At 60.4% G+C, this 25729-nt stretch carries 19 protein-coding genes; 6 read left to right on the top strand and 13 right to left on the bottom strand.

The features are described from left to right. Positions 1-119: 119 nt before the first annotated feature. Entirely contained in the window at positions 120-1241 is a 1122-nt protein-coding gene (locus tag AC1DXO_RS09040) for a Gfo/Idh/MocA family protein (RefSeq protein WP_476977798.1), read from the bottom strand. Positions 1242-1414: 173 nt separating this feature from the next. Here AC1DXO_RS09040 and dnaG point away from each other — a divergent pair, with 173 nt between their 5' ends. Further along, the gene (dnaG, locus tag AC1DXO_RS09035) at positions 1415-3280 is read left to right on the top strand and encodes a DNA primase (protein ID WP_476977797.1); all 1866 of its coding nucleotides are present in this window, start codon (positions 1415-1417) and stop codon (positions 3278-3280) included. A 90-nt stretch (positions 3281-3370) separates the two neighbouring features. Then, the gene (gene rpoD / locus AC1DXO_RS09030; protein WP_476977796.1) at positions 3371-5524 is read left to right on the top strand and encodes an RNA polymerase sigma factor RpoD; all 2154 of its coding nucleotides are present in this window, start codon (positions 3371-3373) and stop codon (positions 5522-5524) included. 72 nt (positions 5525-5596) lie between these two features. On the opposite strand, the gene AC1DXO_RS09025 is transcribed toward rpoD, so the two are convergent. The 3 genes from AC1DXO_RS09025 to AC1DXO_RS09015 form a co-directional block, all read right to left on the bottom strand. After that, positions 5597-5881 (bottom strand): type II toxin-antitoxin system RelE/ParE family toxin, encoded by a 285-nt coding sequence (locus AC1DXO_RS09025; protein WP_476977795.1) that lies wholly within the window; start codon positions 5879-5881, stop codon positions 5597-5599. Positions 5882-5883: 2 nt separating this feature from the next. Continuing rightward, a complete protein-coding gene (locus AC1DXO_RS09020) occupies positions 5884-6168 on the bottom strand; it encodes a CopG family ribbon-helix-helix protein (RefSeq protein ID WP_476977794.1) in 285 nt (94 codons plus the stop codon). A gap of 67 nt (positions 6169-6235) precedes the next feature. Further along, positions 6236-6931 (bottom strand): hypothetical protein, encoded by a 696-nt coding sequence (locus AC1DXO_RS09015; RefSeq protein ID WP_476977793.1) that lies wholly within the window; start codon positions 6929-6931, stop codon positions 6236-6238. A 195-nt stretch (positions 6932-7126) separates the two neighbouring features. Between AC1DXO_RS09015 and AC1DXO_RS09010 the strand changes: the two genes are divergently transcribed. Together AC1DXO_RS09010 and AC1DXO_RS09005 are read left to right on the top strand one after the other, a co-directional pair. Then, entirely contained in the window at positions 7127-7960 is an 834-nt protein-coding gene (locus AC1DXO_RS09010; RefSeq protein WP_476977972.1) for a sulfite exporter TauE/SafE family protein, read from the top strand. A gap of 179 nt (positions 7961-8139) precedes the next feature. Beyond that, positions 8140-9654: a hypothetical protein gene (locus tag AC1DXO_RS09005; RefSeq protein ID WP_476977792.1), complete on the top strand. Its 1515-nt coding sequence runs from the start codon at positions 8140-8142 to the stop codon at positions 9652-9654. Here AC1DXO_RS09005 and AC1DXO_RS09000 read toward each other — a convergent pair whose 3' ends face one another. The 9 genes from AC1DXO_RS09000 to AC1DXO_RS08960 form a co-directional block, all read right to left on the bottom strand. Beyond that, a complete protein-coding gene (locus tag AC1DXO_RS09000) occupies positions 9655-10131 on the bottom strand; it encodes a hypothetical protein (protein WP_476977791.1) in 477 nt (158 codons plus the stop codon). A 40-nt stretch (positions 10132-10171) separates the two neighbouring features. Then, positions 10172-10663, bottom strand: coding sequence for a hypothetical protein (locus AC1DXO_RS08995; protein WP_476977790.1), 492 nt, complete (start codon positions 10661-10663; stop codon positions 10172-10174). 226 nt (positions 10664-10889) lie between these two features. Next, a complete protein-coding gene (locus tag AC1DXO_RS08990) occupies positions 10890-13325 on the bottom strand; it encodes a choice-of-anchor R domain-containing protein (RefSeq protein ID WP_476977789.1) in 2436 nt (811 codons plus the stop codon). A 258-nt stretch (positions 13326-13583) separates the two neighbouring features. Next, positions 13584-14792 (bottom strand): class I SAM-dependent methyltransferase, encoded by a 1209-nt coding sequence (locus tag AC1DXO_RS08985; RefSeq protein WP_476977788.1) that lies wholly within the window; start codon positions 14790-14792, stop codon positions 13584-13586. A gap of 64 nt (positions 14793-14856) precedes the next feature. Further along, positions 14857-15879, bottom strand: a complete 1023-nt coding sequence (locus AC1DXO_RS08980) for a class I SAM-dependent methyltransferase (protein ID WP_476977787.1) — start codon at positions 15877-15879, stop codon at positions 14857-14859. Positions 15880-16206: 327 nt separating this feature from the next. Further along, positions 16207-17757: a hypothetical protein gene (locus tag AC1DXO_RS08975; protein ID WP_476977786.1), complete on the bottom strand. Its 1551-nt coding sequence runs from the start codon at positions 17755-17757 to the stop codon at positions 16207-16209. Next, positions 17742-18992, bottom strand: a complete 1251-nt coding sequence (locus tag AC1DXO_RS08970) for a hypothetical protein (RefSeq protein WP_476977785.1) — start codon at positions 18990-18992, stop codon at positions 17742-17744. Before AC1DXO_RS08970 ends, AC1DXO_RS08975 begins: the two co-directional genes overlap by 16 nt. Before the next feature lie 248 nt (positions 18993-19240). Then, on the bottom strand, positions 19241-20881 hold the full coding sequence (locus AC1DXO_RS08965; RefSeq protein WP_476977784.1) for an alpha-L-fucosidase: 1641 nt from the start codon (positions 20879-20881) through the stop codon (positions 19241-19243). Beyond that, positions 20878-22863 (bottom strand): sialate O-acetylesterase, encoded by a 1986-nt coding sequence (locus AC1DXO_RS08960; protein WP_476977783.1) that lies wholly within the window; start codon positions 22861-22863, stop codon positions 20878-20880. The genes AC1DXO_RS08965 and AC1DXO_RS08960 overlap by 4 nt, the downstream gene beginning before the upstream one ends. 352 nt (positions 22864-23215) lie before the next feature. On the opposite strand from AC1DXO_RS08960, the gene AC1DXO_RS08955 reads away from it, so the two are divergent. Continuing rightward, positions 23216-24295, top strand: coding sequence for a LacI family DNA-binding transcriptional regulator (locus tag AC1DXO_RS08955; protein WP_476977782.1), 1080 nt, complete (start codon positions 23216-23218; stop codon positions 24293-24295). A 204-nt stretch (positions 24296-24499) separates the two neighbouring features. Beyond that, on the top strand, positions 24500-25714 hold the full coding sequence (locus tag AC1DXO_RS08950) for a fumarylacetoacetate hydrolase family protein (RefSeq protein WP_476977781.1): 1215 nt from the start codon (positions 24500-24502) through the stop codon (positions 25712-25714). Positions 25715-25729 lie beyond the last annotated feature (15 nt).

The following is a 25729-nucleotide window of genomic DNA, read 5'->3' as shown; positions in this document are numbered from 1 at the left end:
TCCCCGAACCATAATCCAGTCGCATCGTGGCGCAAGGAAAAAAGCCCCTGTCGCGCACGCCTGTGGCCGTACTCACCTGAGAAGCGTATGGCCGGCGGAAAAAGGGTCAGGCCTGGCGACTAGTTTTGCGATAAATGGACGGTTTTACCGCTGCGGGCGCTTTCGCGGGCCGCGTCGAGGATTTCCATGACCAGCAGATTATTGGCCAGGGTCGACGGATCATAGGCTGCCGGGACGACTCGGCCTTCGATCACGGCGCGAAAATAGGCGAACGGATTGTCATACGGCGCCGCGCGATCGGGCAGGGTGGTTGCCTGTGCGCTGTCCGGCGTCGATCCCCAGACGCGCAGGGCATGTTTGTCGTCAGCGACGATCTGGCCCGTCGTGCCGTAGATTTCCATGTCCTTGCGCGAGACCGGCCAGTCCCACGACGCCTGGATAATACCCTGGGCATCGGCATAGTCGACGATCACCGTCGCGTCGTCGTCAACGCGCGGATAGTCGCCCGGCTGCAGGTTGCGCGTCACGGCGGTGACCGCGACAGGCCGGGTGCCCCTGGTCAGCCAGGTCATCTGGTTGGCGCCATAGCAGCCGAAATCGATAATGGCGCCGCCACCATTCAGCTTCGGATCGGTCAGCCAGGCCAGGAAAGCCGGGCTGACGCCGATCTTGACCGGGCCCTGGTGGCCATCGTGAAACACCAGCTTACGTACCGGTCCGATACTGCCGGTCGCAACCAGGCTCTGGGCCTTTGCCGCTGCCGGATACCATGTGGTTTCATAATTGGTCAGGACCTGGACATGGTTGGCGGCGGCGAGGGCAGCGATTTCGCGTGCCTCGGCCAAGTTCAGCGCTAGTGGCTTTTCGACCATGACATGGACGCCGCGCGGCGCCGCGGCACGGACGATCTTGACGTGGTCGGCGACGGGGCCGAAGCCCGCGACCGCGACCGGATGCGCTTTTGCCAGCATGGTGTCGAGGTCGTCATAGACCAGGTCCATGCTGAAACCGTAGCGGTCGGCATAGATCTTCGCCAGGGCGCGATCGGGCTCAACGATGCCGACAACCCGGATATCGCCGCGTTTTAAGTCCCCGAACAGCCAGTTGACGTGGTCGTGTGACAGGCCGACGACGCCGATTGGCATTGGCTTGGTGTCTTGGGGATCGCTTGTCTGGGCGTGAGTCGCACCTGAAAAAAGGGCGAAAAACGCCATGACCAGCGTAATGAGCCGGGTGCGCATGAGATGTCTCCCTGTTCTTATGTTTGGGCGAGACTATGCGGCAATGGCGTGGGAATACAAGCGATCGGCGGATATGAATACGTATGCTGTTGTTACGCCATGCCGTGTACGGAGAATCTGTCTAGAATGCCGAAACGGGTGGCAAATTTCGCCATTGATCCTATAGTTATGCCGTGCGTTTCGACGATCATTTTCTCGAAGAACTGAAAACCCGCTTGCCGGCCTCGGAGGTCATCGGCAAGTCCGTGAAACTGCGCCGTAACGGCCGTGAGTGGGTCGGCCTGTCGCCCTTCACCAAGGAAAAGACGCCGTCCTTTTACGTCAATGACGCCAAGCGCTTCTTTCACGACTTCTCGTCAGGCAAGAGCGGCGACATCATCACCTTCCTGATCGAGACCGAGCGCTTGTCGTTCAACGAGGCGGTCGAGAAACTGGCGTCCGAGGCCGGCATGGCCCTGCCGGCCGTGACGCCGGAAACGCGCGCCGTCGAACAGAAGCGTCAGTCGCTGAATGACTGGATGGACCTGGCGCACCGCTGGTTCATGGCGCGGCTGCTCGACAAGACGCCGGCGGCGCAGGCCGCCCGAGACTACCTGACCAAGCGCGGGCTGAGTCGCGAGGATATCGACCTGTTCGGCCTGGGCTACGCGCCGCGCGACCGTACGGCGCTGAAGGATGCCCTGATCCAGCGCGGCGCCAAGACGTCCGAACTGGTCGAATGCGGGCTGTTGATCGAGGTTGAAGGCGGGGCGGCGCCATATGACCGTTTCCGTGACAGGCTGATGTTTCCGATCCACGACTCGCGCGATCACGTCGTCAGCTTCGGTGGCCGGGCGCTCAATCCGGATGAAAAGGCCAAGTACCTCAATGGGCCGGAAACGACTTTGTTCCACAAGGGGCAGATGCTGTTTGGCCTGCCGCGCGCCCTGAAACTGCTGGGCGCCGAGCAGTCGCACGCCGACCTGGTCGTGGTCGAGGGCTATATGGATGTCCTGGCGTGCCAGCGCGCCAAGATCGCGGCGGTAGCGCCGCTGGGCACGGCCCTGACCGAAGAACAGATCGATATCCTGTGGCGCCGCCATCCCGAGCCGACGCTTTGTTTTGACGGCGACAAGGCCGGCCAGCGCGCCGCCTTTCGGGCCCTGGATCGCGCTCTGCCGAAACTGAAACCCGGCCGTTCGTTCAAGGTCTGTTTTATCGTCGGCGGCAAGGACCCTGACGACGTCCTGCGCGAAAAGGGCGCCCTGGCCCTGCGCGAAGCCGTGTCCGTCACCAAGCCGTTCGTCGAGGTGCTGTTTCAGCGCGAGGCCGAACTGGAACCCTTGGACACGCCGGAGCGCAAGGCCGGGTTCAAGAAGCGTCTTCGTGCCCTGTCCGCGACTATCGAGGACAAGGACCTGGCCGATGCCTACCGCCACGACCTGTTGGAACGATACGACGCCATGTTTGCGGCCAAGGCGCCGGAACCCCGTGCTCCGTTTCAACCCTACAAAAAGGGTGAATTTCGCAAGGGCCAGAAGGGTGAGGTCTATATCGCTCCGGCCATGCAGGAGTCGCGTGTTGCCGCGCGTAACCTGTCGACGTCGATGGACGCCATCGGCGCCGCGCTGGCGCAAGGCCTGCTGGACCATCCCGACTGGATGGCCGACCAGGTCGAGGGGCTGGAGGCCTTCGGCTTTGGCGATCCGGCGCTCGATCCGTTGGCGCGCGTTCTGGTCGCATTAAGTTTCCGTGATGAAGCCCTTGACAGCGAAGCTTTAAATCGCCATCTGCACAACCAAGGACTTGGCGCATTGTTGAGCGAGATCCAAAAGGCGGCCCTCAGATCGGGCGTGCCATTCCTCGCACCGGACACGACTCTCGCAGATGCCCATGCCCGCTGGATACAGGCGTTCAACGCGATGTCGCGTTTGACGGCGTTGGAACGTGCGCTTAATTCTGCTCGCGATAGTGTGGGCACAGAATTTTTTTCACGGCTCAAGCTGGAACGCGACAGCCTGCGGCGGTCCTTGAGAAGCGGACAGATTTGGCAGGATTGAGGCAGCAAAAACCTGAAAACTCAATGCATTGAGTTAAGGTTTAATTGACGATAATCCTGAAATAAGAACACAGGCGGCCCCGGATGTTTAATGGCGGGCGTACGCGGAGACCCATATGAGCGTGACAAAATGAGCACAACGCCAGAAAAACCTGAGACTGAGACCACGTCCGACGGCCCGTTGCTCGACCTGACCGATTCCGCGGTCAAGAAATTCATCAAGGCGGCCAAGGCACGCGGCTATGTGACCATGGACGAACTGAACAAGGTGCTTCCGTCCGAGGAATTTACCTCGGAACAGATCGAAGACACCCTGGCCATGCTCACCGAAATGGGCGTGAACGTCATCGAGTCCGAGGAAGAAGCCGCCGAGGGCGGTGAGGTCGCGGTGCGCGAGGAAGCGGGGGCTCTTACCGAGACCGCCAAGACCTCGAACTACGACCGTACCGACGACCCGGTGCGCATGTATCTGCGCGAAATGGGTTCGGTCGAACTGCTGTCGCGCGAGGGCGAAATTGCCATCGCCAAGCGCATCGAAGCCGGCCGCGACACCATGATCCGCGGCCTGTGCGAAAGCGCCCTGACCTTCGAAGCCATTATGGTATGGCGCGAGGAACTGGGCTCCGGCCGCATCCTGCTGCGTGAAATCATCGACCTGGAAGGCACCTACGGCGGCGGCCCTTCGGAAGGCCCGCCTCCGGGCGCGCTCGATGGTGACGGCGAGGAAGAGGTCGAGGACACCGGCGTGATCGCCATGCGCGCCCCGGCGCCCGTGGTCGTCAAGGCGCCGGAACCGATAAAGGTTGAACCTGTGAAGGTTGAGCCGCGTCACGAGCCGGAAGTCGAGGCCAAGAAGCCGGAACCGCCGAAGAAGAAGTCGGGCGACGACGACGATGACGACGACTACGTCCCGATGGACGAGCAGGAAAAGAAACCTGAGCCAGAAGAAGAGGAAGAGGACGATTTCGACGATGGCGCAGGCCCGTCGGTTTCGGCCATGGAATCGGAACTGCGCGACGGCGTCATGGCGACGCTCGATGCCATTGCCGGCGAGTTCGAAACCTATCGTCGCACCCAGGAAAAGATGCTGACCGCCAAGCTCGAGGGCTCGCCTCTCGATCCGGCGGACCGTGCGGCCTATGACGAAGTCACGGCCACCATCACGCGTCATCTGAAGACGCTTAAGCTGAACAACCAGCGTATCGAAGCCCTGGTCGAACAGCTGTACGGCATCAACAAGCGCCTGATGCAGCTGGAAGGCCGGCTTTTGCGCCTGGCCGATTCCTACGGCATTTCGCGGACGGAATTCCTCACCGCCTATTATTCTCGCGAACTCGACCCGCAATGGGGCGACAAGGTGCGTGCCATGGGCGTGCGCTGGCAGAAGTTCATTGATAATGACGGTAAGGCTGTCGACCGTATCCGCAGCGATGTCACGACCCTGGCAACCGACATGGGTGTAGCGGTCGACGATTTCCGCCGCATCGTCCAGACGGTGCAAAAGGGCGAACGCGAAGCGCGCCAGGCCAAGACCGAAATGGTCGAGGCCAATCTGCGCCTCGTTATCTCGATCGCCAAAAAGTACACCAACCGCGGCCTGCAGTTCCTCGACCTGATCCAGGAAGGCAATATTGGCCTGATGAAGGCGGTCGACAAGTTCGAATACCGCCGCGGCTACAAGTTCTCGACCTACGCTACCTGGTGGATTCGCCAGGCGATTACACGCAGCATTGCCGACCAGGCGCGGACCATCCGCATCCCGGTGCACATGATCGAAACGATCAACAAGATCGTCCGGACATCGCGCCAGATGCTGCACGAAATCGGACGCGAACCGACGCCGGAAGAACTGGCCGAAAAGCTGGCCATGCCGCTGGAAAAGGTCCGTAAGGTCCTGAAGATCGCCAAGGAACCGATTTCGCTCGAAACCCCGATCGGCGACGAAGAAGACAGTCACCTCGGCGACTTCATCGAAGACAAGAATGCCATCCTGCCGATCGACGCCGCTATCCAGTCGAACCTGCGTGAAACCACGACCCGCGTGCTGGCATCCCTCACGCCGCGCGAGGAGCGGGTGCTGCGCATGCGCTTCGGCATCGGCATGAATACCGACCACACCCTGGAAGAAGTCGGCCAACAGTTCTCGGTCACCCGCGAGCGTATCCGCCAGATCGAGGCCAAGGCCCTGCGCAAGCTGAAGCACCCCAGCCGGTCAAGGAAGCTGCGGAGCTTCCTGGATTCGTAAGGTTTCGGACCTGAAGCGCAAGCCGATACTGAAGTTTAAAACCCCGCCGGCGCCTGCCGGCGGGGTTTTGGCTTACCAACTGTCAGGCTTGTTGCGTCGTGTATGCCAAAGGTGCAGCACTTCGATCTCGTTCGCTTTCACGCGATACGGAGTAAGGTAGGGCCAATTGGGGATGGACCATTCCCGCGTACCATCCTCAGGATCGAAGCGGCCGACGTTCGGATTGTTCTCAATCAGTCGCAATGACTTTTGAACAGCGATAATCAGGTTGCCCGCCGCTCTTGGGTCTTGCTTACGCACGAAGTCGAAGGCCAGGCGAATGTCCGCACGTGCCTGAGCGAGGAGCTTTATCTTCATGCTTACGCGTCAGTTTCGGGATAGATGTCAGGTTCAGGATCCCCGGCCTCCGGATTGGCGCGCAGGTCGTCCAGCCAGGCGTGTATCTTATCGCCGGAAATAAAGACACCTTTGTCAGCTTCGGCAAGCGCGTCCTGAATTGCCATCTTGTAGGCCCGGCGTTCCTCGACATAGGCCTCGACGGCTTCCTTGATGATAAAGGCGCGTGAACGTTGACTGGCTTGTGCCATGCGGTCGACTTCGGCGCGGAGATCGTCCGGCAGGCGCACGGAAAATGTATCGGCCACAGCTGAACCTCGATATGAACCCATTGTGTTTTTGGTGAACACATTGTGCTGCAAAACCGGGCTGGCGTCAATTCGCTTCAACGTGCAGGGCGTGCCAGGACGCTTTTGGTGCGTCCTCATAGTGATGGATCTGGTCGTATTTCTGCAGGGTCAGGCCTGTCAGGCTCTGCGCTTCACGCAGGCTGTTATATTCGCAATCGCCGGCCTCAGGCGCCGGGTCGGGCGCGGGCTCCTCGCGATTTTGGCCTTCGGGCAGGGGCTTGTAATACTCAGCCGGGTGACGCGCGACTTCGAGATCGTAGCAGTTGAGCGCCAGATATTCGAACGCATCGCTTTTCAGGCCGGGCGTGATCTCCAGCCCCCTGGGATAGCGCAGCACCATATAGACCGAACGGTCGGGGGTGCGCGTCATATTGATGCCGAGCAGCCAATAGGTGTGCGCCTCGGCATTGGTTTCGGCGATGATCGGCGTGAAGCCGTAATAGGTGATGCCGGCGCCGAACGGCTTCGACGTATTGGAAAACATGTTGACGACCTGACCTGTGTCCTCGCTGTCATCGCGATGAATGGTCATCCGCATCGGGGTCCGGTCGTCCTTGTCTTGATGGGGATCGGTCATCGCTATTTCGTGGACCGCGCCGAACGGTCCGCCATGGCCGAGATCTGGCCCGATCACGGACGTATCACCGAAGTCAGATTTCGGGTTGCAGCCTGCCAAAGCCAAGGCAGATAAGGCGAACAGAGCAATATGCAAGCGAGTCATGATCGTGTCTCCCAGGGTGGATGATCACGGTAATTCACGAATTTGTGATCGTCAAATTACAAACGCTTTAATGACCGATAGTGTCGCTAACACATGGCGCGATTTTATTTCGTTTGGCGGCTAAAAGGTCGCTCGGCTATGACCGCAGGCCGACCCAGCGCATAAGGCCAACCCACGAGGGATCCCCGCTTGTCTATGCCCCAGTTCGACCTGCACGCTTTCGTGGCGGGTCTGCATATTAATCCGCTCTATTCGTTTTCAGGACTTCTGGTCGGCCTGCTGGTCGGGCTGACGGGCGTCGGCGGCGGATCGCTGATGACGCCGCTTCTGGTCTTGCTGTTTCACATTCATCCGGCAACGGCGGTCGGCACCGACCTGCTGTATGCGTCGATTACCAAGGGCGTGGGCACGGTGGTGCACGGCGCTAAACAGACCATAAACTGGGCGATCGTCGGCCTTCTGGCCCTAGGCTCGATCCCGGCGACCGTGGCCACGCTGTATTTCATTCAGCGCTTCGGCAAGAGCGATGCAACTTCGCACCTGATCACTACGGTGCTGGGCTATGCCCTGTTCCTGACCGCCGCCCTGCTGTTACTGCGTGATCTTATCCGCAAGATGGCCGAGGCCCGGCAAGTCAAGGCTGAGGCCGAGCACAAGCCGCTGCATACCGGCCGGCGGGCCGTTCTTACCATTGCTACCGGGTTGGTGCTGGGCTTTCTGGTGTCCCTGTCGTCGGTCGGTGCCGGGGCTCTGGGCGTTACGGCCTTGATCCTGTTGTATCCGCAACTGAAAACGATCAAGATTGTTGGTTCCGATATCGCTCACGCCGTGCCGCTGACCTTCCTGGCCGGGGCGGGTTATTTCTATCTCGGCAAGGTCGACGTCAATCTGCTGATAGCCCTGTTGATCGGGTCGATCCCCGGCATCATCGTCGGCAGCTTCCTGGCACCCAAGGTGCCGGAGAAGGTTCTGCGCGTCATTCTGGCCGCCGTTCTGTCGTTGGTCGGCTTGAAGCTGGTCACGTCCTGAGCCCCATTACGGAATCCTGACCCTGATCGTCGTGAAATTGTCGTCGGCCGGGGCGCAATCGTGCCACAGGCTGGGCCTGTCCTGGGGAGATCTCGCCTTTTCGCTTGCCGGGTGTCCGTTTGCGGTTACACTGCGTTAACGATTATGATGGGTTGGGTTCAAGAGAGTTGGGGGACGGCATGGTTGCCAGTCGCAAAACGCGGTGGAAGAAAACCCTGGGCGCGCTTGCCATCGTCTCAGGCCTGTCGGTCAGCCTGTTCCTGAGCGCCGTGCAGGCGGCCACGCCGGATTCAAGCCCCGGCACGGCCATCGCCATCATGCAGGCCAGCGCGGCTATCCAGAGCGATGACTGCGCCTCGGCCAGGGCGCCGCTGAACCTGCTGTGGAACGATCCCTATCTCGACAATTCCGACCCCGAACTGGCGGCGCAGTTTCGCGCGGCCCTGATCGCCTGCACGGCGCAAAGTGACGGTATCAAGGCTGCTATTGCCTTGTCGGCGGAGAATATCAAGCGGCCGACGGCGACGGTGGCGGCTTTCGACATGCATGTCTTTCTGCTGCTGATCGATCAGCAGGTGCCGGCGGCGGCCCGCGTGCTCAATGACACCCTGACGCGATTTCCGGACAAGGCCGCGGACCTTACCGATCTGTCGGTCATGGGCGTGGCCCTGCAGATCATGAACACCGACAAGCCGCAATATGTAACGCTGCTCAATCGGCTCGAAGACGTTCACTGGCAGCCCCACAACCCGGCCATGCGGCCCGCCATGGATATTTTGCGCATGGAAGTCCTGCGTACAGCCCTGGCGGCCGGCGACGGCGGGCATGCCGCACTGTATCGCGCTGATATAGCGCGCGATAGCCTGGTCTATGCCATCAGCCAGGGCGACGGCGAGCTTAGCGACGGCGCCGTTCCGGCAATGGACGTGCGTCCGGTCATCGCCGCCGAAATTAAGGACGCCCAGGCCTATGTCGTCGAGAATCCCGGCCAGTTAACGGTCCTGAACTATCTCATGATGCTGGAACGGTCCATCGACCAGAAGGACGTGGCCCTTGTCCAGTTGAACGGCATTGTCGATCTGGTTGACCAGTACGGGATCGAGAATTTCCAGGACATCGAATCCTATCCCGAACTCCTGGCCGTTCGCATGTCGCTTCTGGCCGATCTGGGACGTCGCACTGAGGCCGACGCCGCCTATGCCGACGGGGAAAAACGCCTGACGCCTCTGGGCGAAGTCGATTTGAACCTGGCCTATATGAATTACCTGACCGACCGTGGCGAAGAGACGGCTGCCCTGGCGCTGGAAAGCAAGCTTGAGGGCGTCGAACTGACGCAAGGCCAGCAGGTCCAGTTGGTGACCGTCAAGGCCTGCGCCTATGCCTATCAGGGCGACGAGCCGCGCTACGCCATGGTCATGGCCAGTCTGGCCAACCTGCCTATGTCGCGCGTCAAGCCGGCCCTGTGCGCCGGCGATACCGAAGGTGCGGCCGAGGCGCTGATCGCCGGCATCAATGATCCGGACGGCCGGATCGACGCCATAACCTTCCTGCAGAGCGGCCTGGCGCCGATTCCGTATAGTGAGCGCGACAAGGTCTACATAGCGCGGCTGCAGGCGCTGAAGGGGCGTCCGGATGTCATCGCCGCCGCCCAGGCGGCGCATATCAACATCCGGATGTGGCCATTACGTTTTTAGTTAAGCCTTGACGTCACAACTGATGGCGACCGGCGCCTTCTGGGCCTCGGCAACCGTGCCCTTGAAGGTCGTGCAGGCGAGAACGTTTTCCATGCCCGACGTCGGATTGAGATAGGCGCTGACCACGACCGAAGGCTGGCCGCCATTGACCGCCGCCAGAGCCACCGGATCTATGCCGGTCGCCGGCAGGTGCACCGTGCCGCTGGCCGCGCCGCCTGCGATCAGGTCTTCGCCCAGTTCGATCTCTCCAGCCTCATTGACCTTTTCCTTGGCCGCGTCGACAGGGGCGCCGAAATAGTAGCCGCTGACCTCGACCGTCTGGTTGAGCGACTTCAGCTTTTCGGCCGCGGCCGGAGTCAGGGTCAGGGCGACGTCGAAGCCTTGCTTGGCCGTCGGTTTGCTGCCGCACTGGCTGAGCAGAAGGCCAGTCGCGATCAACACCGAGGCGGCGAGGGGCCATTTGGCAAATGTCGTCATGAGAAGTCTCCGGCAAAAGGCAGCTGAACGTTGGTGACAGCTACTTTGCGTCACACGGTATGGCAACAGGTTTTTCCTGAGCCGCGGTGACATAGTCCTGAAAGACACGGCAGGCAATGACCGGGTCCTTCTTGCCGTTCCTGCTGCCATAGACATTGAGCAGGGCTAGTGGCTTTTGCTGGGTGATATAGGGCAGCCTGGCCGGATCGACGCCGGCGCCGGTCATATGGACCGTCTGGCTGACTGGCTCGACCTCCACCTTGTCCGTATTAAGGTGCAGCGTTCCGTCCGCTGGATCGGCCATACTCGCGGTTTGCGGCGTGACATTGCCGTAGTAGAGCACTTCCAGGGTCAGCTTATCGCCGCGCGCGGCCAGTTTCTGCGCCGCTGCCGGAGTCAGTGTGACGGCAACGTCATAGCCGTAATCGACGGGTTTGGGCGAGCTTTCAGCCGGCGTCTCGGGCGGTGCCGGTGAACATTGGACCAGGGCCAGGACCGCAAGGGCTGCGGTGGATAGCATTATGCGCGACATGAACGTTTTCCCTGTTTTATTTTGCGTCAGACTACACCGATTGTGGTCAAGGGTTAAGACCCGACGAAGACATATGTGAATCTCACGCTCTCGGTCTACCCGTTTCCGGGACACAGCTTCTGTATCGAAGGCGCGCAGACAATCGACGGCCTTCCTTACCTCCTTAGTCAGGCCAAACGGGAGTCTGCCCCGCATCCCTTCGGATGTGCGGGCACTACCAAATAGCTCAGTGGTCGCGCTGACCACTCACGCTAATACCGCCGATGGTCGGATGTTTGGTGAAAGGCCGTCCTTCGAAGTCGGTGGGCGCGAGAGACCGAAGATCAGTGCCGATCGTAAGAATCGGCGACGTGATCGCCGGAGTCAGGTCTGCTGCCTTGGTCGGTGTCGCGCTGTTGGGCAGGAGCGGATTGGCCTGAGTTCCGTGAAGGTCATTTCCAGCGGCTCGCCAGGCCGACCAGGTCGCGCCGGAGTGGGACTCGATGATCGAGCCGGTGGCGTAGACATCGTCGTAATCGGCCACGAAGCCGGTCGAGCCGGTTCTGATCCAGTAGGGGTATGAGGTGGCCGAAGAGATTAGGATATTGTTCCGTGAGCGCATGTTACGGCAGGCTATATGGTTGGTCGCGTCCAAGGTATCCTGGTCGGCGATTATTGCGCCGCCCGTCGATCCGCTATTGAGAATGATGGTGTTATTATAGGCTAGAACGCCGTCGGACGCCTTGCATAAGATCCCGCCGTAAGGCGTACCCGAGGCGACGATCAGGTTGCCGAAAGCCACCGGTGCGTTGTAGGTGTTCTTGATGACGACGGCGTAGCCCGCTCCGCTGATCCAGTTGCCCGAAATGGTTGCTCCATTCACAGCACCAACCACGATCCCCTCGGCTACGCCGGGCGCCGCCGACGGGTCCAGGAAGGTGATCCTGTTGCCGAAAAGCTTCGGGGCTACTGTGCTGTAGGAGGCGGTGTAGATGATCATACGAAGTGCTTGATTGGTGTCGGCCAACCAGGACGAAGCGTCGGTCGAGGTGTAAAGCGAACCGATCTTGCTGGAGGCGGTCTTATCGAGCTTGACATAGTCTGCCCCGTTTACCGCGCCCGAGTAATTGAACACCAGATGGTACTTGGTAGACGCCGCGATCGCCTGGGGCGTGGGAAAGGTCATATGATACTGCACAGGTGATATAGTGAGATCCGAGGCCGCCACCGGTGCGGTGGTCGCCACCAGGGTCCCGGGATGGCCGCCGCTGTCGGTATAGAGAGCGACGGTCACGTTGCCTGACGGAGTGCCCGCCTTCGATAGCCATGCGTCGACCGCCGCGATGTGCGAATAGCGGCCGCTGGAGGAAAGGAGCGGCGTAGTCCAGAACTGATCTACGTAGGTTGCACCAGATACATCACCAAGGTTCTTGGCGCCTGTGGACAGGCCTGTGTTGCTAGTCTCAATATACCATCCGTTGGTCGCGATCTGAATCGCCTTTCCGACTCGTGCGCCAAGGTTGATGATGACGGCATTCTCCGATACCTGTAGATCGGTCCCGCCGTTGACGTTGATCGGCGCATTTCCCACAACGCCCGAAGTCTGGGTCACAATATTTTTTTTGACGTGAAAGCTGTTGCAGCCTTCGTTGACGCCTAACAGGAATTCATGGGCGCCGTTGTGAATATTTTCGCTGACCGTGAACGAGGAGCAAGTGTTGCCGATCATCCTGACGTCGACCCCACCGAGATTGGTGAAGGACGAACCGCTGATCGCGCCATTGCCCACAGTCGAAGTCTGAAGCAAAATCCCATTGATAATTCCGTTTAACTTGACCGCGATCGACAATGCCGAAATGTTCGCGCCATTGGCTCGGATGCAGTAAGGCGTGCCCGTACCCGTGCAGGTGGGAAGTGCACCGTTAGCATCGGCGGCGAAGCGTACTGTGCCAAAGCCTGAGCCAGTGAAGAAAAAGGCCGCTGTATTTCCGGTGAGGTAGTAGTCACCGCCCAGGACAGAGACGTTAAGCGGCGCGGTCACGCCCGACCAATTGAACAAACTGCTGGACCCGGTGATGGCATTGGAGTTGTCGACTAGGTCGCGGTCAAGCGTTAAGGTGTCGGTCCCACCAGAAAGGGCGCCGACAACATATTTGACGAAATTGACGAACTTCACCCGAGAAATGGTGACCTTGGCCGTTGTGCTGTCGCTAAAGCTGATCCCCGATTGACCTGATCGTGATTGGCCGTCCAATACAAGGCAAGAGAGCGTCTGGCTGTAGGTCTTGGCCGGAAGATTGACCACCCGAACAGCACCGGACGATGAAGCGCGAATCGTTGGATAGGTACCGCTGCCGGCGACGCCGGAGCCGCATAGGGCCGGATCACCGGTAATTTCTCCCACATCCTGAAAATTAAGGTAGCCCGCCGCGGCGGAGTTCTCAGCATAGGCCGTGGCTGAGGGATTGATCTGGACAGTATCGGTTGGGCCACCGAGGGAGGCGGCGTGGTCGATCGTCAGGCAGGGCGCGCCTGGCGAGGTGCAGGCGTTTGAGTCACTGCCGACAGCGTAGCCGTGACTCGTCTCGTTGGAGACGTAGTAGGTCGCGGCCGACGTCATGGCGGGGAAACTCAAGGATAGGGCAAAAGCCCAGGAGAATACGATGGCAAGCTTGCGGAACATAGGACGACGGCTCCAGAGGTGGAAGTGCGGCTCGGTTTGTCGTTGCAAATCGACATTGCCCCTGGGGGGCGGGGGCCGTGGCTGGCCTGGATATTCACGATTCCCGGCACGTCCGTCCGGCATCAATGACGAGATGGTTGCTGAGTTGAATCCTTCGACTGCAACGAAATGGGAAGCGGCTCTCGAGCACAAAATTGATTGGGACGTCATTATCACCATACGCACAATCACAAAGCGCTGGCAAAATGTTGTTATACATCATGAACTCTTGAGGCGGCTGACGTAGGTCGAAGCGGGCTTGCGGGCCATAAAGTCCCAAACCTTTAATTCGTCGGAGACCTTCGGGTACACGGGCTCTACCACTTCGGCTTCCGGATCACATCGCAGGCAGCCTTCGTCGGCATAGACAAAATCTTCGAAGCCCGCCGCAGCGACGGCGCTGCGGGCTTCATCGACGCGATAGACGCGACCGGCGCGAGGATAGGAAAATGCATAGGGGCGACCCGCCAGGACAAGGACCAGATCGTTGACAAAGGTCTGGAGGTAGTCAGGGCCGCAATCTTTCTCGATCTCGCGGCCGGCCGTCTGCAGGTCGAGCGAAACAGACAGGGCGGCAAACAGGTGCTCTATGCGGTCCAGGGCCTCGAACCTGTCGCCACCCCGGGCATCAAGGGCAGCGATATAGGCCTTGCTCAGGTCTGCGAGCAAAGCCGTATCCTTGAGCGGGCAGGTCCGCACCTGCGTCAAAACCTGCCGTGCCCTTTGTCCATCACCCCCAGTCTTGGCACAATGTTCATCGAACCTGTCCGGGTGTATCAGCAGCAGATGGCGCAGGCGGCGAAACGCCTCCGCCTGTGCGCCGAAGTGATACTGGCAGATGGAATTGTAAAAGGTTTCGATGCCGCCTTGCCGATCACGCGGTACCGTGGCACCGCGGTCGTCGCGCATGTGCCGAGCCCATCCCGGACCATTCAGAACAATATAAAACAGGCCGCCCGGCTTCAGCACCCGGTAAAATTCGTTAAGGCAGGCTGGCAATGACAGATAGGATACTATGACGCCGTAACAGAATACAAAATCAAAACCGGCGGCGGGAAAATCCAGGGGAACAGCACCGGTTTCGCGGAACGAAACCCGGTCAATTTCGAATTCACGGGCTAGATAGGTCGACAGATCGATGCGTGGCGTCGTGTAATCAATACCGGTTACATGGTCGAATTTCGATGCGAGCGCGAAACTCCACTGACCGCAGCCGCAGCCCACATCTAGCGCATGTGCGCCGTTGGCCCCAAGCAGGGCGACGCGTTTTAAGTAATATTCAAATGTTGGCTCATAAACTTTTGAGGCGTAGGCAGTCGCGCCGGAAAGGGCGTCGGGCACCGTGAAACGGCCCCAACGATCAGCGATGCGCTCCAGGTCTGCCTGGCTAAATTTATTATGCACTGTAGCCATTCCTCTGAATGTCATTGAGATCTCGGGCCCCCGATCCGTTGAAACTGGCGGGTGGAAATATCCGCAGATCGTAAGAGGTCTACGCCGGCCTGCGGGCCATAAAGTCCCAGACCTTGAGTTCGTCTGAGGCCTTTGGGTAGATGGGCTCCACCATTTCGGCCTCCGAATCGCGTTGCAGGCAGCCTTCGTCGGCATAGACAAAGTCTCCGAAGCCGGCGGCTGTGACGGCCTTGCGGACTTCGTCGACGCGATAGACGCGTCCGGCGCGGGGATAGGAGAAGGCGTAGGGTCGACCGGCCAGAATAAGCACCAGGTCATTGAGATAGGTCTGGACGTAGTCCGCGCCACATTCCTTTTCGATCTCACGCGCGGCGGTCTGCAGGTCGAAAGGCGCGGACATGGCTTTAAAAACCTGTTCAATGCGTTTTATGGCCGTGAATGTGTCGCCGTCACGCTTGTCGAGCGCAGCTGCATAGGCCTTGCTTAGATCCGTGACCAACACCGTATCCTTGAGCGGGCAGGTGCGCACCTGCGCCAAAACCTGCCGTGCCCGCTGTCCGTCACCGCCATGTTTGGCGCAATGCTTGTCGAACTTGGCGGGATGGATCAGCAGCAGATGGCGCAGGCGGCGAAACGCCTCTGTTTGTGCGCCGAAATGGTACTGGCAGATGGAATTGTAGTAGGTTTCGATGCCGCCTTTCCGGTCACGCGCTTCGGTGGCACCACGTTCGTCGCGCATATACTGAGCCCAGCCCGGACCGTTCAGGGAAATATAGAACATGCCGCCCGGCTTCAGCACGCGGTAAAACTCGTTAAGGCAGGCAGGCAGTGACAGAACGGAGATTATGACGCTGTAACAGACCACGAAATCAAAGCTGGCGGAGGGGAAGTCCAGTGGGACAGCGCCGGTTTCGCGGAACGAAACACGGTCGATTTCGAACTCATGGGCAAGATAGGTGGACAGATCAATGCGAGCCGTCGTCAAATCTATGCCCGTGACGTGGTCAAATTTTGCCGCGAGTGCGAAGCTCCACTGACCACAGCCGCAGCCCACATCCAGCGCATGTGCGCCTTCGACGCCCAACAAGGCCACGCGCTTCATGAAATAGTCAAAGGAGCGTCCGTAAACTCTTGAGTAGGCGGTCGCGTCGGCAAGCTCCTCGGGCACTTTGAAACGGCCCCATCGATCTGCGATGCGCTCCACGTCCGTAGCGGTGAATTTGTTAAGCACTGTAGCTATTCTCCGGGGCTAGAGCGCAATCCGATAAACGGGGCCGCCCGTGCGGTGGACGCCACCGCTCGGGCGGCCCCGTTTTCGGCTAAATTGCGCGACAAACAAAGAATAAGAGAAAAATGACGATTCTATCTAAAGTCATTTTGCTCTGTCCGTTTCGGTTGAAGGACTATAACAGCGTGACCGGCTGCGTGTTCATATTTTTGCCGCGACGGCACCGCGACCTCGGGCTAAATGTGACACGCCATAAGGTCTCAGGTCGTCCGGCCATTCCAGTTTTTGCCAGGGCGCATAGAGCACGTCGAAACCGTCGTGGACGGGATCGGCAACCCGCTTCAGGTCGAGCGGCAGGGTACGGCCGGAAATTTCGACCACCACATCCGGCGCCTGTTTCGGCACCAGCAGCGAGAAGCCATTGAGATCGCGTGCCTCGACCGGCCGATACCCGTAGGCGGGGCAATCGACGCCGGCGACCGTGACCACCCAGCGATCGGCGCCCTTTTCCACACTCAGCTTCACATGTTCGCTCAAATGCACCCAGTCCAGCAACCGTGACACCGTGGCTACGAACAACTGTCCGTCGCGATTGCGTTCGGCGATACTGGCAAATCGATGTACGGAATCGGTGCTCAGGGCAGGGCTTGGCGAATAAAGCCGGTGTTGTTTCGAAAAAATGGGTGCGCGACCCAGCGGACCCTGGATAGCGAAATGTTGATAAATCACGACGGCACCACCGCGTAGTTGCAGGTCATCGAGATTGCGCTCGGTCACCTGGACAGGAAAGGTCGACTCCACCGGCTGGTCCACGCCGCGATGCCGCTTGAAGGCCAGGATCGGGCTGCCATCACCTGACGGCAGGGGCATGATCAGCCGATTGAAGAACATCATCAACCAGTCGCGCAGCTTGTCGGCTTCGTGCGGCATCTCGATCAGGGCGGTGACGCCATCGACGCGACGGCGAAGCCACGGTCCGAAGTCGTAGGCCCTTACCGCACGTTTCAGCGCCGCGTCGTCAAAATAGTCGAGGCCTTCGCCAAATTTTTCGAACTGGATGCAAGGATCGATCCAGAAATAACGAAAGCCGAAGGATTTCAGCAGATCATAGCAATAGAGACTATCGCTGGGATCGTCAGATTTTTGGTAATATCCCCACAGGACGCCGAGATTGCTCGGGGAGCCCGAGTGATTGGTCAGAACCCTGGGGCGGTATCCCAGCTTATTCATCCGGTCGAGGGCGCGTTCGATCTGGTCGCGGCCGCGGCGTGAGGTGAGGTCGGGGCGTTGGTGCACACGCCAATTGCCGAAACTGTGCAGCGTATCGAACCAGCCCAGCTTGGCCAGTTCCAGGCACTTTGCCCATTTTGGATAGGGCTTGACGTGATCGTCATAAGGGTTGCCGAAATAAAGTGCAGGCTCCATGCCCTCCAGGACGTCGCCGGCATACGGCCAGAAGCTGTCGCCGACCTCCAGCCCCAGTCCCTGCCCGTAAGGCGTCATGGCCGATCCGTTGACATAGCCGTGCCAATCCCAGAACGACTTGACCGACATGGAGTCGCAGTCATTGCTGATGGCAAGCCCGGCGCGATAGGGAAACGGGAAGGGTCTTATGGCGACCTCACCCGGCCTGGGCGTGCGGCGGTAGGACTGTTCCAGTGTCGATCGTGCGGCCAGGGGGGCGGCGCCGTTATTGGCGTCGCTTACCTGTTTCCACTCCACGTGTTCAACACCGTCTAGATCTTTGGGCATGCCAGCGGCTCCCAGGGCAGATAAACACTGTCATGCGCCTTGAAGATGGCATCACTGGCGCGGTGAAACTTCGGAACCCTGGTCATCCCGACAATTTCAACCCGCACCTGCGGCGCTTCCGAAGGCACGGTGAAGGCCAGGCCATGTATCTGGTCGCGGGTCAGGGGAGCAACCTCGCCTGCCGGTGTAGTAAGGCCTTCGATCCGCACGATCCATTCCGTAGCCGTCAGTTGGCTTGAATATTTCAGGCGCCGACGCCGTTCTAACCAGTCCAGCAGCCGCACCGGCGTGGCGACCATCAGTTTTCCGACAGCGACCCGGCTGGCGAGTTCTTCGATGGTCAGCAACTCATCAAGGCTGAGGTGCGACGACGGGTCGAGCCTATAGCCATGGCTGCGGTGATCTCCCAATATGCCTGTCCAACCCAGCCGTTGACCGACGATGATCGCACCGCCTTCGCGCTCGAAGCGGTCCAGAGTCAAGCCGCGCAGCTGAAGCGGAAACGTGTTGCGGGCAGGGGACTGAGGACCGCCGTAGGTCTTGACGAGCTTGACCGCACCCTCGGGCGTTTGCACATAGGGTCCCATACCATTGAAAATATCCAGGCGGCATTCCAGCGGATCGTCGGCATTGATAGCCATATTCCACGGGTCGGTGACAACACCAGGGCGCGGCTCATCGAATTCACGCCAGATCAGTCCTTCACGCGCAATATCCAGTTTGGCCTGGATGCGGTAATCGATATGTTCGCCGAACTTCTGCGCGGCGCGCCAGGCCGGATCGGTGAAATAGCGCACGCCCAGACTACTCAGCCCCAGGGCCTCGGCGACGGGAGGATCTCCGACATAAAACTCGGGCCTGAAGCCCTTTTTTTGGCACCAGTCTGCCAGAACGCCCGGTCCCTTGGCGGGCATGCCCGCAACCCCATAGATGTAGCCACAGTCCATCAGTCCGCGCACGGTCTTGCCCAGGCCAAGCTCGGCCCCATCTGGTCCGAATGGCAGGCAATCGCCGATTTCCAGACCCTTCTTCTGGAACGCCCGGTGCCAGGCGCGCCACGCATTGAACGTCATTCCGCGCGGGTCATTGACGATCGCCAGGGCTGACAGAAAGGGAAACGGAAAACGCCGCAGCCAGGGCTTGGACGTATAAAGCCTGTGCCGACGCGTATCGTCGAGTTTGACCACCCCGTGGGCGTCCGGCACGATGGGTTCGTCAAGGCCTGGACTGATCACGATTAAAGCGCTCTTCGGGTTCTAGAGCAAAATGACTTTAGATAGAATCGTCATTTTGCTCTAATTCTTTGTTTAATCGCGCAATTTAACCGAAAAGTGGCATCCACTTTATCGGATTGCGCTTTAAGCTTAGTTTGGCGTGTAAGGGGCCATAGCGTCGTGTCCGATGAGAGTCAGCCCCCTGAAATGCATAACTGCGCCGCAACCAATGTACAAGGCCTTCACGCAGAGGGTTATACCCGGTGTTGTTACACCAGGCCTGTCCCCAGTATCCGCAGCGCCGGCGTAATGGCCGGGCGGGCGTCGGGCAGTTTCACGGTCAACCCGTCCATGCCCAGCTCGAAGCGTAGCGGTTCGGCATAGCCGAGCAGTTCGACGCGTTCGACCTTGCCCTTGCGCTGGGGCGAACCCTCGGCCATCGACCGAATGGTGATGAAACCGCTGTCCGGCCATTCCTGGGCCAGGGCGTATAGGACGCCGGCTTTTGTGGTGAAGCGGATGTCCTCGTGGCTGAACGGCTTGGCGGCGCCCTCGTTCATATGGCCTTCGACCGGCTTGAACGGCCCTTCGCCATAGATGTCCCACGGCCGTGTGGCGAAGATGGCCTCGCCATTGACCGCCACCCATGCCGTCATACCGGCCAGGATCGCCTCTTCCTTGTCGTCGATTTCGCCATTGCCGCGCACGGGTATGCTGAGCAGCATATTGCCATTCTTGGCCACGATATCGGTCAGGCGTTGGACCACATCCTTGGCCGTCTTATAGCCGTTGCGCTCATACAGCGGGCGGTCATAGTGCCAGTTGCCGATACAGGTGCAGGTCTGCCACGGATTGGAGCGTAGCCGGTCGGAGAAGCCGCGTTCGATATCCTCGGTAATCGCCTTGCGCTGCAGGTCGTTGAGCTGCTTGCCGGTGGCCACCACGTCGAGCTTGCCGTGCCATTTGTAGCTTGAATTGTAATAATAGGCGGCGGCATCGAGACCGGCCTGTTCCAGCGGCAGGGCGGTGTCGTCGAAATAGATCAGGTCGGGCTGGTACTTGTCGACCAGGTCGTTCTGGCGCAGCAGCCATTTTTTCACAAAGTAGGGATCGTTTGGCGGCACGGTTTCCAGCCACTGGCCGGAGTGGTTGTCGTGATAGGACTGCATGTCCTTGATCGAGGTAATGCCGTCAGGTGGCACCATATCGCCTTCCGGGCCGACATACAGTTCCTGCGGATCATAGCCATCCCACCACTTGCCCTTGCCGTCTTCCTTGCGCAGGCGGTAGGCGTCGTAACGCAGGCCCTTGGCCGGCCCTTCGGCGTCGTAGCCAAAGGCCGTCTGCCACCAGTGCCAGGCGTGGGCGCCGTGGTTCGACACGCCGAACTTCAGGCCCTGGGCGCGGGCGGCCTTGGCCCAGGTGCCGACGACGTCGCGCTTGGGGCCCAGTCGGGTGGCGTTCCAGGCCTGGTATTTCGAATCGAACATGTCGAAATTGTCGTGGTGGTTGGCCAGCGAGACGAAATACTTGGCGCCGGCCGCCTTATACAGGCCGATCAGGCGATCAGGATCCCATTTCTCGACATTCCAGCCGTTGATGAATTCCATGAAACCATGCTGGGCCGGGTGACCGTAGGTCTTCAGGTGCTCGTCATAATACCAGTTGCCCTGCTGGTACATTTGGCGGCCGTACCAGTCGCCGCGTTCCGGCACGCACTGCGGGCCCCAGTGCGCCCAGATACCGAGCTTGGCGTCGCGGAACCAGTCAGGGGTCTGGTTGCCGGCGGCCAGCGACTCCCACGACCCTTTGAACGGCGCCTGCGCAGTCCTGGCAGCGGCCGGCATGGCGGCGAGGGCGGGAGCCGTGGCCATCAGGTGGCGGCGGGAGATCTTCCCGAATTTGGTCATGGTGCGACATCCATTTTTATTGGCATTTCAAACGGAACGGCCGGCAGGTCGTCCTTGCTGTACAGGTTGACGATGGGCGAGTCGGCCCAGGCGTAGCGAATCTTGACAGCGTTGATCGCCGCGCCCTGCAGGATCACCCTGTCGCCATCGGGCATGGCCGGAACGAAGCGGCAGACGGCGTCGGCGGCGCAGACCTCGAAGCCGATGGCCGAGGCCGAGCTGTAGGTGACCAGACCGCCGTTGGTCGACGTGAAGTTGACAATCAGATCGTCGCCGGATCGTGTGACATCGGTGGCGACAGGACCGCCAGGCGTCACCGCCTTGCCGTAGATGACGGACGCGGCATTGCGCGCCAGGCGGTTGCCGATGACGGTCTTTTGCGTCGGGTGGATGTCGGTGCGGTCGCCGAAATCGACGCTGACCGTCAGGGCGGCGTGCGGATCGGCGGCCACGGCCTTGCGCTGCGACTCGCGTAGAGCAGCCCAGCTGGAATCGACCGGTTGCGTGCCGACCGGGCCGTAGGCGGCCAGTTGCACGATCAGGAAGGGCAGGTTCGGATTATCGAACCGCGCGCGCCAGTCGGCCATCATGGTGGTCAGCAGGCTTTGATATTCCACAGGCGCGCTGACATTGGCCTCGCCCTGGTACCAGGCGACGCCCTTCAGCGTGTAGGGCGCGACGGGGGCAATCATGGCGTTGTACAGATTGGTCAGGCCGTTGGGGCTCGACCATGGCTCGCCGCCGACATTGGCGCCGGGCTTGATGGGGCCCGAGATCTTGTATTTCCAGGCCGCCGGAAGTGTCAGCGAAGTACCGTCGGCGAAGGTCAGCTTGCGGTCGGCTGGCTTGCCCCACAGCCCGCCGCCGCCGCCGGTATCGACGGCGCGGACGACGATGACATTCTTGCCGGATTTCAGGGTGCCGGCCGGTAGGGCGTAGTCGCGCGGCGTATCCCAGCCATAGGTGCCGCCGACCATGACGCCATTGACCCAGGTGATGTCGGCGTCATCGACCGGTCCGAGTGCAACGCGGGTCGCCTGTTTGGCCTGGGCCGAGGTCAGGGTCACCGTGGTGCGGTACCAGACTATGCCGTCAAAATTTGTCAGTTCCGGAATGCCCGAACCTTCCCATATGCCATCGGGTGTAAGGCTCTGCCAGTCGGTGTCCTTGAACTTCGGCTCGGGCCAGCGCAGCTTGGTGTCGATATCGTATTCGTAGGACTTCCAGCTGTCGCGCGTCGCCTTTGCCCAGTTTTCACGGGCCTGGTCCGGCGCCGTGGCATATTGGTCCAGGGCGTCGAGGCCCGGGTCGTAGGTCTTGACGCTGCGCAGGCCGGACTCGCTGATCCACGCCTGGATAACCGTGCCGCCCCAGTAGGAATCGATCATGCCGACCGGAACGTTCTGCGCTTTCGAGATGGCCTTGCTCATATAGTAGCAGACGGCAGAGGCGTCACCGACGGTCTGCGGCCCGACAACCTGCCACGGTGTCGCGCGACCGAGATCTGCGGAGGGCGTGACCGCCGAAGCGCGATCGATAGTGATGAAGCGCAGCCGGTCATTGGCCGAGTTATTGATTTCGCCATTCGCATTGGTAGCGTACTTGACTTGGAACTCCATGTTCGACTGACCTGAACACAGGAAAACGTCGCCGATCAGGATATCGCTGAGCGTTGTGGTCGCGGCGCCATCGCTCAGTGTCAGGCTGTAGGGACCGCCAGCCGGCAGGGGCGGCAATTGCGCCTGCCAACGGCTGTCAGCACCGGCCGTGGCGGTCGCCGTCTTGCCGTTGAGGGTCAGGTTCAGATTGGTGCCGGGCGTCGCCGTGCCCCAGACATGTATATTGGCGTCGCGCTGCAGCACGGCGTGATCGCCGAACACCCGCGCAAACTGCGGGGCGTCGGCGGCAAAACCTGTTGCAGGGAGAAGCAGGGCGGCGGCGGCCAACAGGGTTGTTGCGGATTGGCGGACAACGGATGTCATGGCGGGGCTTCCTCAACTATACGCGTTATTTTTCCAAGCTGCGGCGACACTAACTCGTCGCAGCTTGGCAAGGGCAAGTGCCCGTCCGAGCCTATGCGAGGAGCCATGCGGCGCCTGAGCTGAAAAACTCCCGGGATATCGGCAAACTCCGGGACAAGTTGCAAGCGCTTTTTGTCTGACAAGCGGCGTATGCTCATTTTGCCAACCAAATCTGTTTTATGAGCAAAAGTGTGCGCTGCGATGGCTTTACCCATGATCGCATTTGCCAAGTGCTGCATTGCAGCCTATAGATTCTGCGGTAACAACGAGACGCGGCGAGGCTCGCGGCGGGGCAAAAAAAGGGAACTACAGGTTGGCGCGTAAGGTCAGTCGCCGCGGCGGCAATATCGTCACCATACACGATGTGGCGCGCCATGTCGGCGTTTCCCCCATGACCGTGTCGCGTGTCATCAACGGCGAAAAGAACGTGCGCGAGGAAACCCGCGCCAAGGTCCTGGCTTCGGTCGAGGCGCTCAACTATTCGCCCAACCTGGCCGCGCGTTCCCTGGCCACACAGGATTCGGCGCGTATCGGCCTGCTGTATTCCAACCCGTCCGTCGCCTTTCTCAGCGAATTTCTGCTCGGCATCCTGTCGGAAAGCTCACAGAGCGGCGCGCAGCTGCTGATCGAGTCGTGCGAAGGGCCGGAAGGTGCCACCGCGGCGCTGGAAAAGATGAAGGCGGCCGGTTGTGACGGCGTCATCCTGTCACCGCCGCTGTCCGATTCGTCGCGCGTCGCCAAGATTCTCAAGGAAATGAACCTGCCTTTCGTCTGCGTGGCCATGGCCAGGCCCGATCCGCAGGTGTGCTGCGTCGCCATCGACGACTTCAAGGCGGCGTTTGCCATGACTCGCCGACTGATCGAACTGGGCCATCGCCATATCGGCTTTATCAAGGGCCATCCCAACGCCTATGCCAGCCAGATGCGCGTCGAAGGTTTCGAGGCCGCGATGAAGAAGGCGGGGCTGAAGGTCGATCCGTCCATGGTCGCCCAGGGCTATTTCACCTACCGGTCGGGCTTCGACGCCGCCGAGCGCCTGCTCAGCGTCAAGGACCGTCCGACCGCCATCTTCGCCAGCAATGACGACATGGCCGCCGGCGCTGTCGCCACCGCCAACCGCCTGGGCATGGATGTGCCCGATCACGTCACCATCGTCGGCTTCGACGATACGGCCATGGCGTCGTCGGTTTGGCCGGAACTGACCACCGTGCGCCAACCGATCGCGGATATGGCGGGGTTGAGCGTGCGCCTGATGGTCGACCAGATTCGCGCCAAGCGCCAGGGCAAGCCTTTCGAACCCGTACGCGAAATCCGGGATTTCGCCCTCATTGAGCGCCAGTCGTCGGCGCCGCTCGGTGAAACGCGCGGCACGGTAAGCAGTTCTGCAACCTGAATCGGGTGTTAAAGAAAGTTGCAATAAAAATTCAACGTACCGGAACTTTGACTTGACAAGGTGAGGGCTCTGCTAGATTTGGTACCGCTAACAAAAATGTGATATCCGCGACGAAAAGCCGACGGCTGTGGCATCGCAGGGTTGAGCGATAAAGGGTTGAGGAAGACGCGGGGGCACCCGCAAACGACTTATAAGGACTTGCACATGTCTGATATTATGCCCCCGTCATTCCCGCCGGTAGCCACCTTCCTGCCTCAAGACTGGCGCGACGCGACCCTGGTCGGCCGTATCGAGACCGCTGACGGTCCGACCCCGATCATGGTCCGCAAGGGCGAGGTGTTTGACATGAGCGCCGTGGCCCCGACCGTTTCGCAACTGATGAAGATCTGGCCGGAAAGCGGCACCCCGGACGGCGGCCTCAGCCTGGGGCGGCTCGAGGACTTTGCCTTCGGCAAGAGCTGGACCGGCGAGCGCAAGGGCGAGCAGTTGCTGTCGCCAATCGACCTGCAGGTCGTCAAGGCCGCCGGCGTTACCTTCGCTGTGTCGGCGGTTGAACGGGTTATCGAGGAACGCGCGCGCGGCGATTCGACCAAGGCGCAGGAAATCCGCGATGCCCTGGCGGAACGTGTCGGTTCGGACATCCGTTCGGTCAAGCCTGGCAGTGAAGAATCGGCCAAGCTGAAGGCAGCCTTGATCACCGACGGCCTGTGGTCGCAATATCTCGAAGTCGCCATCGGTCCGGATGCCGAGGTCTTCACCAAGTCGCCCGTCCTGTCGTCGGTCGGCTGGGGTGACGAGGTCGGCGTGCGCTCCGACTCGACCTGGAACAACCCGGAACCCGAAGTGGTGATGGTCGTGACGCCGGAAGGCCGCGCCGTTGGCGCCATGCTGGGCAACGACGTCAATCTGCGCTGCTTCGAAGGCCGCTCGGCCCTGTTGCTCGGAAAGGCCAAGGACAACAACGCGTCGTGCGCCCTGGGGCCGTTCATACGCGTGTTCGATGAAAGCTTTACCCTGGACGATGTGCGCTCTGCCGTGCTGGACCTGAAGATCGACGGACCGGAAGGCTATGAGTTGGTTGGCCGTTCGACCATGAGTGAGATCAGCCGCGATCCGCTGGACCTGATCGCCCAGGCGATGAGCGAACATCATTATCCCGACGGCTTTGTCCTGATGCTCGGCACGCTTTTTGCACCGACGCAGGATCGTGATGTGCCGGGCCGCGGTTTCACCCATAAGGTGGGCGATGTGGTCAAGGTTTCGTCACCCAAGCTGGGTTGCCTGGAAAACCGGGTGACCACGTCGAAGGACGCCCGTCACTGGAACTTTGGAATCGCCGACCTGATGCAGAACCTGGCCGACCGCGGCCTGCTGAAAGCCCGTAACACTGCCCGGCGCCCTGACGCCCTGGCCTCATAAGGCGCGCAAACGCGT

The sequence above is a fragment of the Asticcacaulis sp. P2_C5 genome (assembly GCF_056404555.1).
The sequence above is the reverse complement of the archived record's forward strand: the minus strand, read 5'-3'. Positions and strand labels throughout refer to the sequence as shown.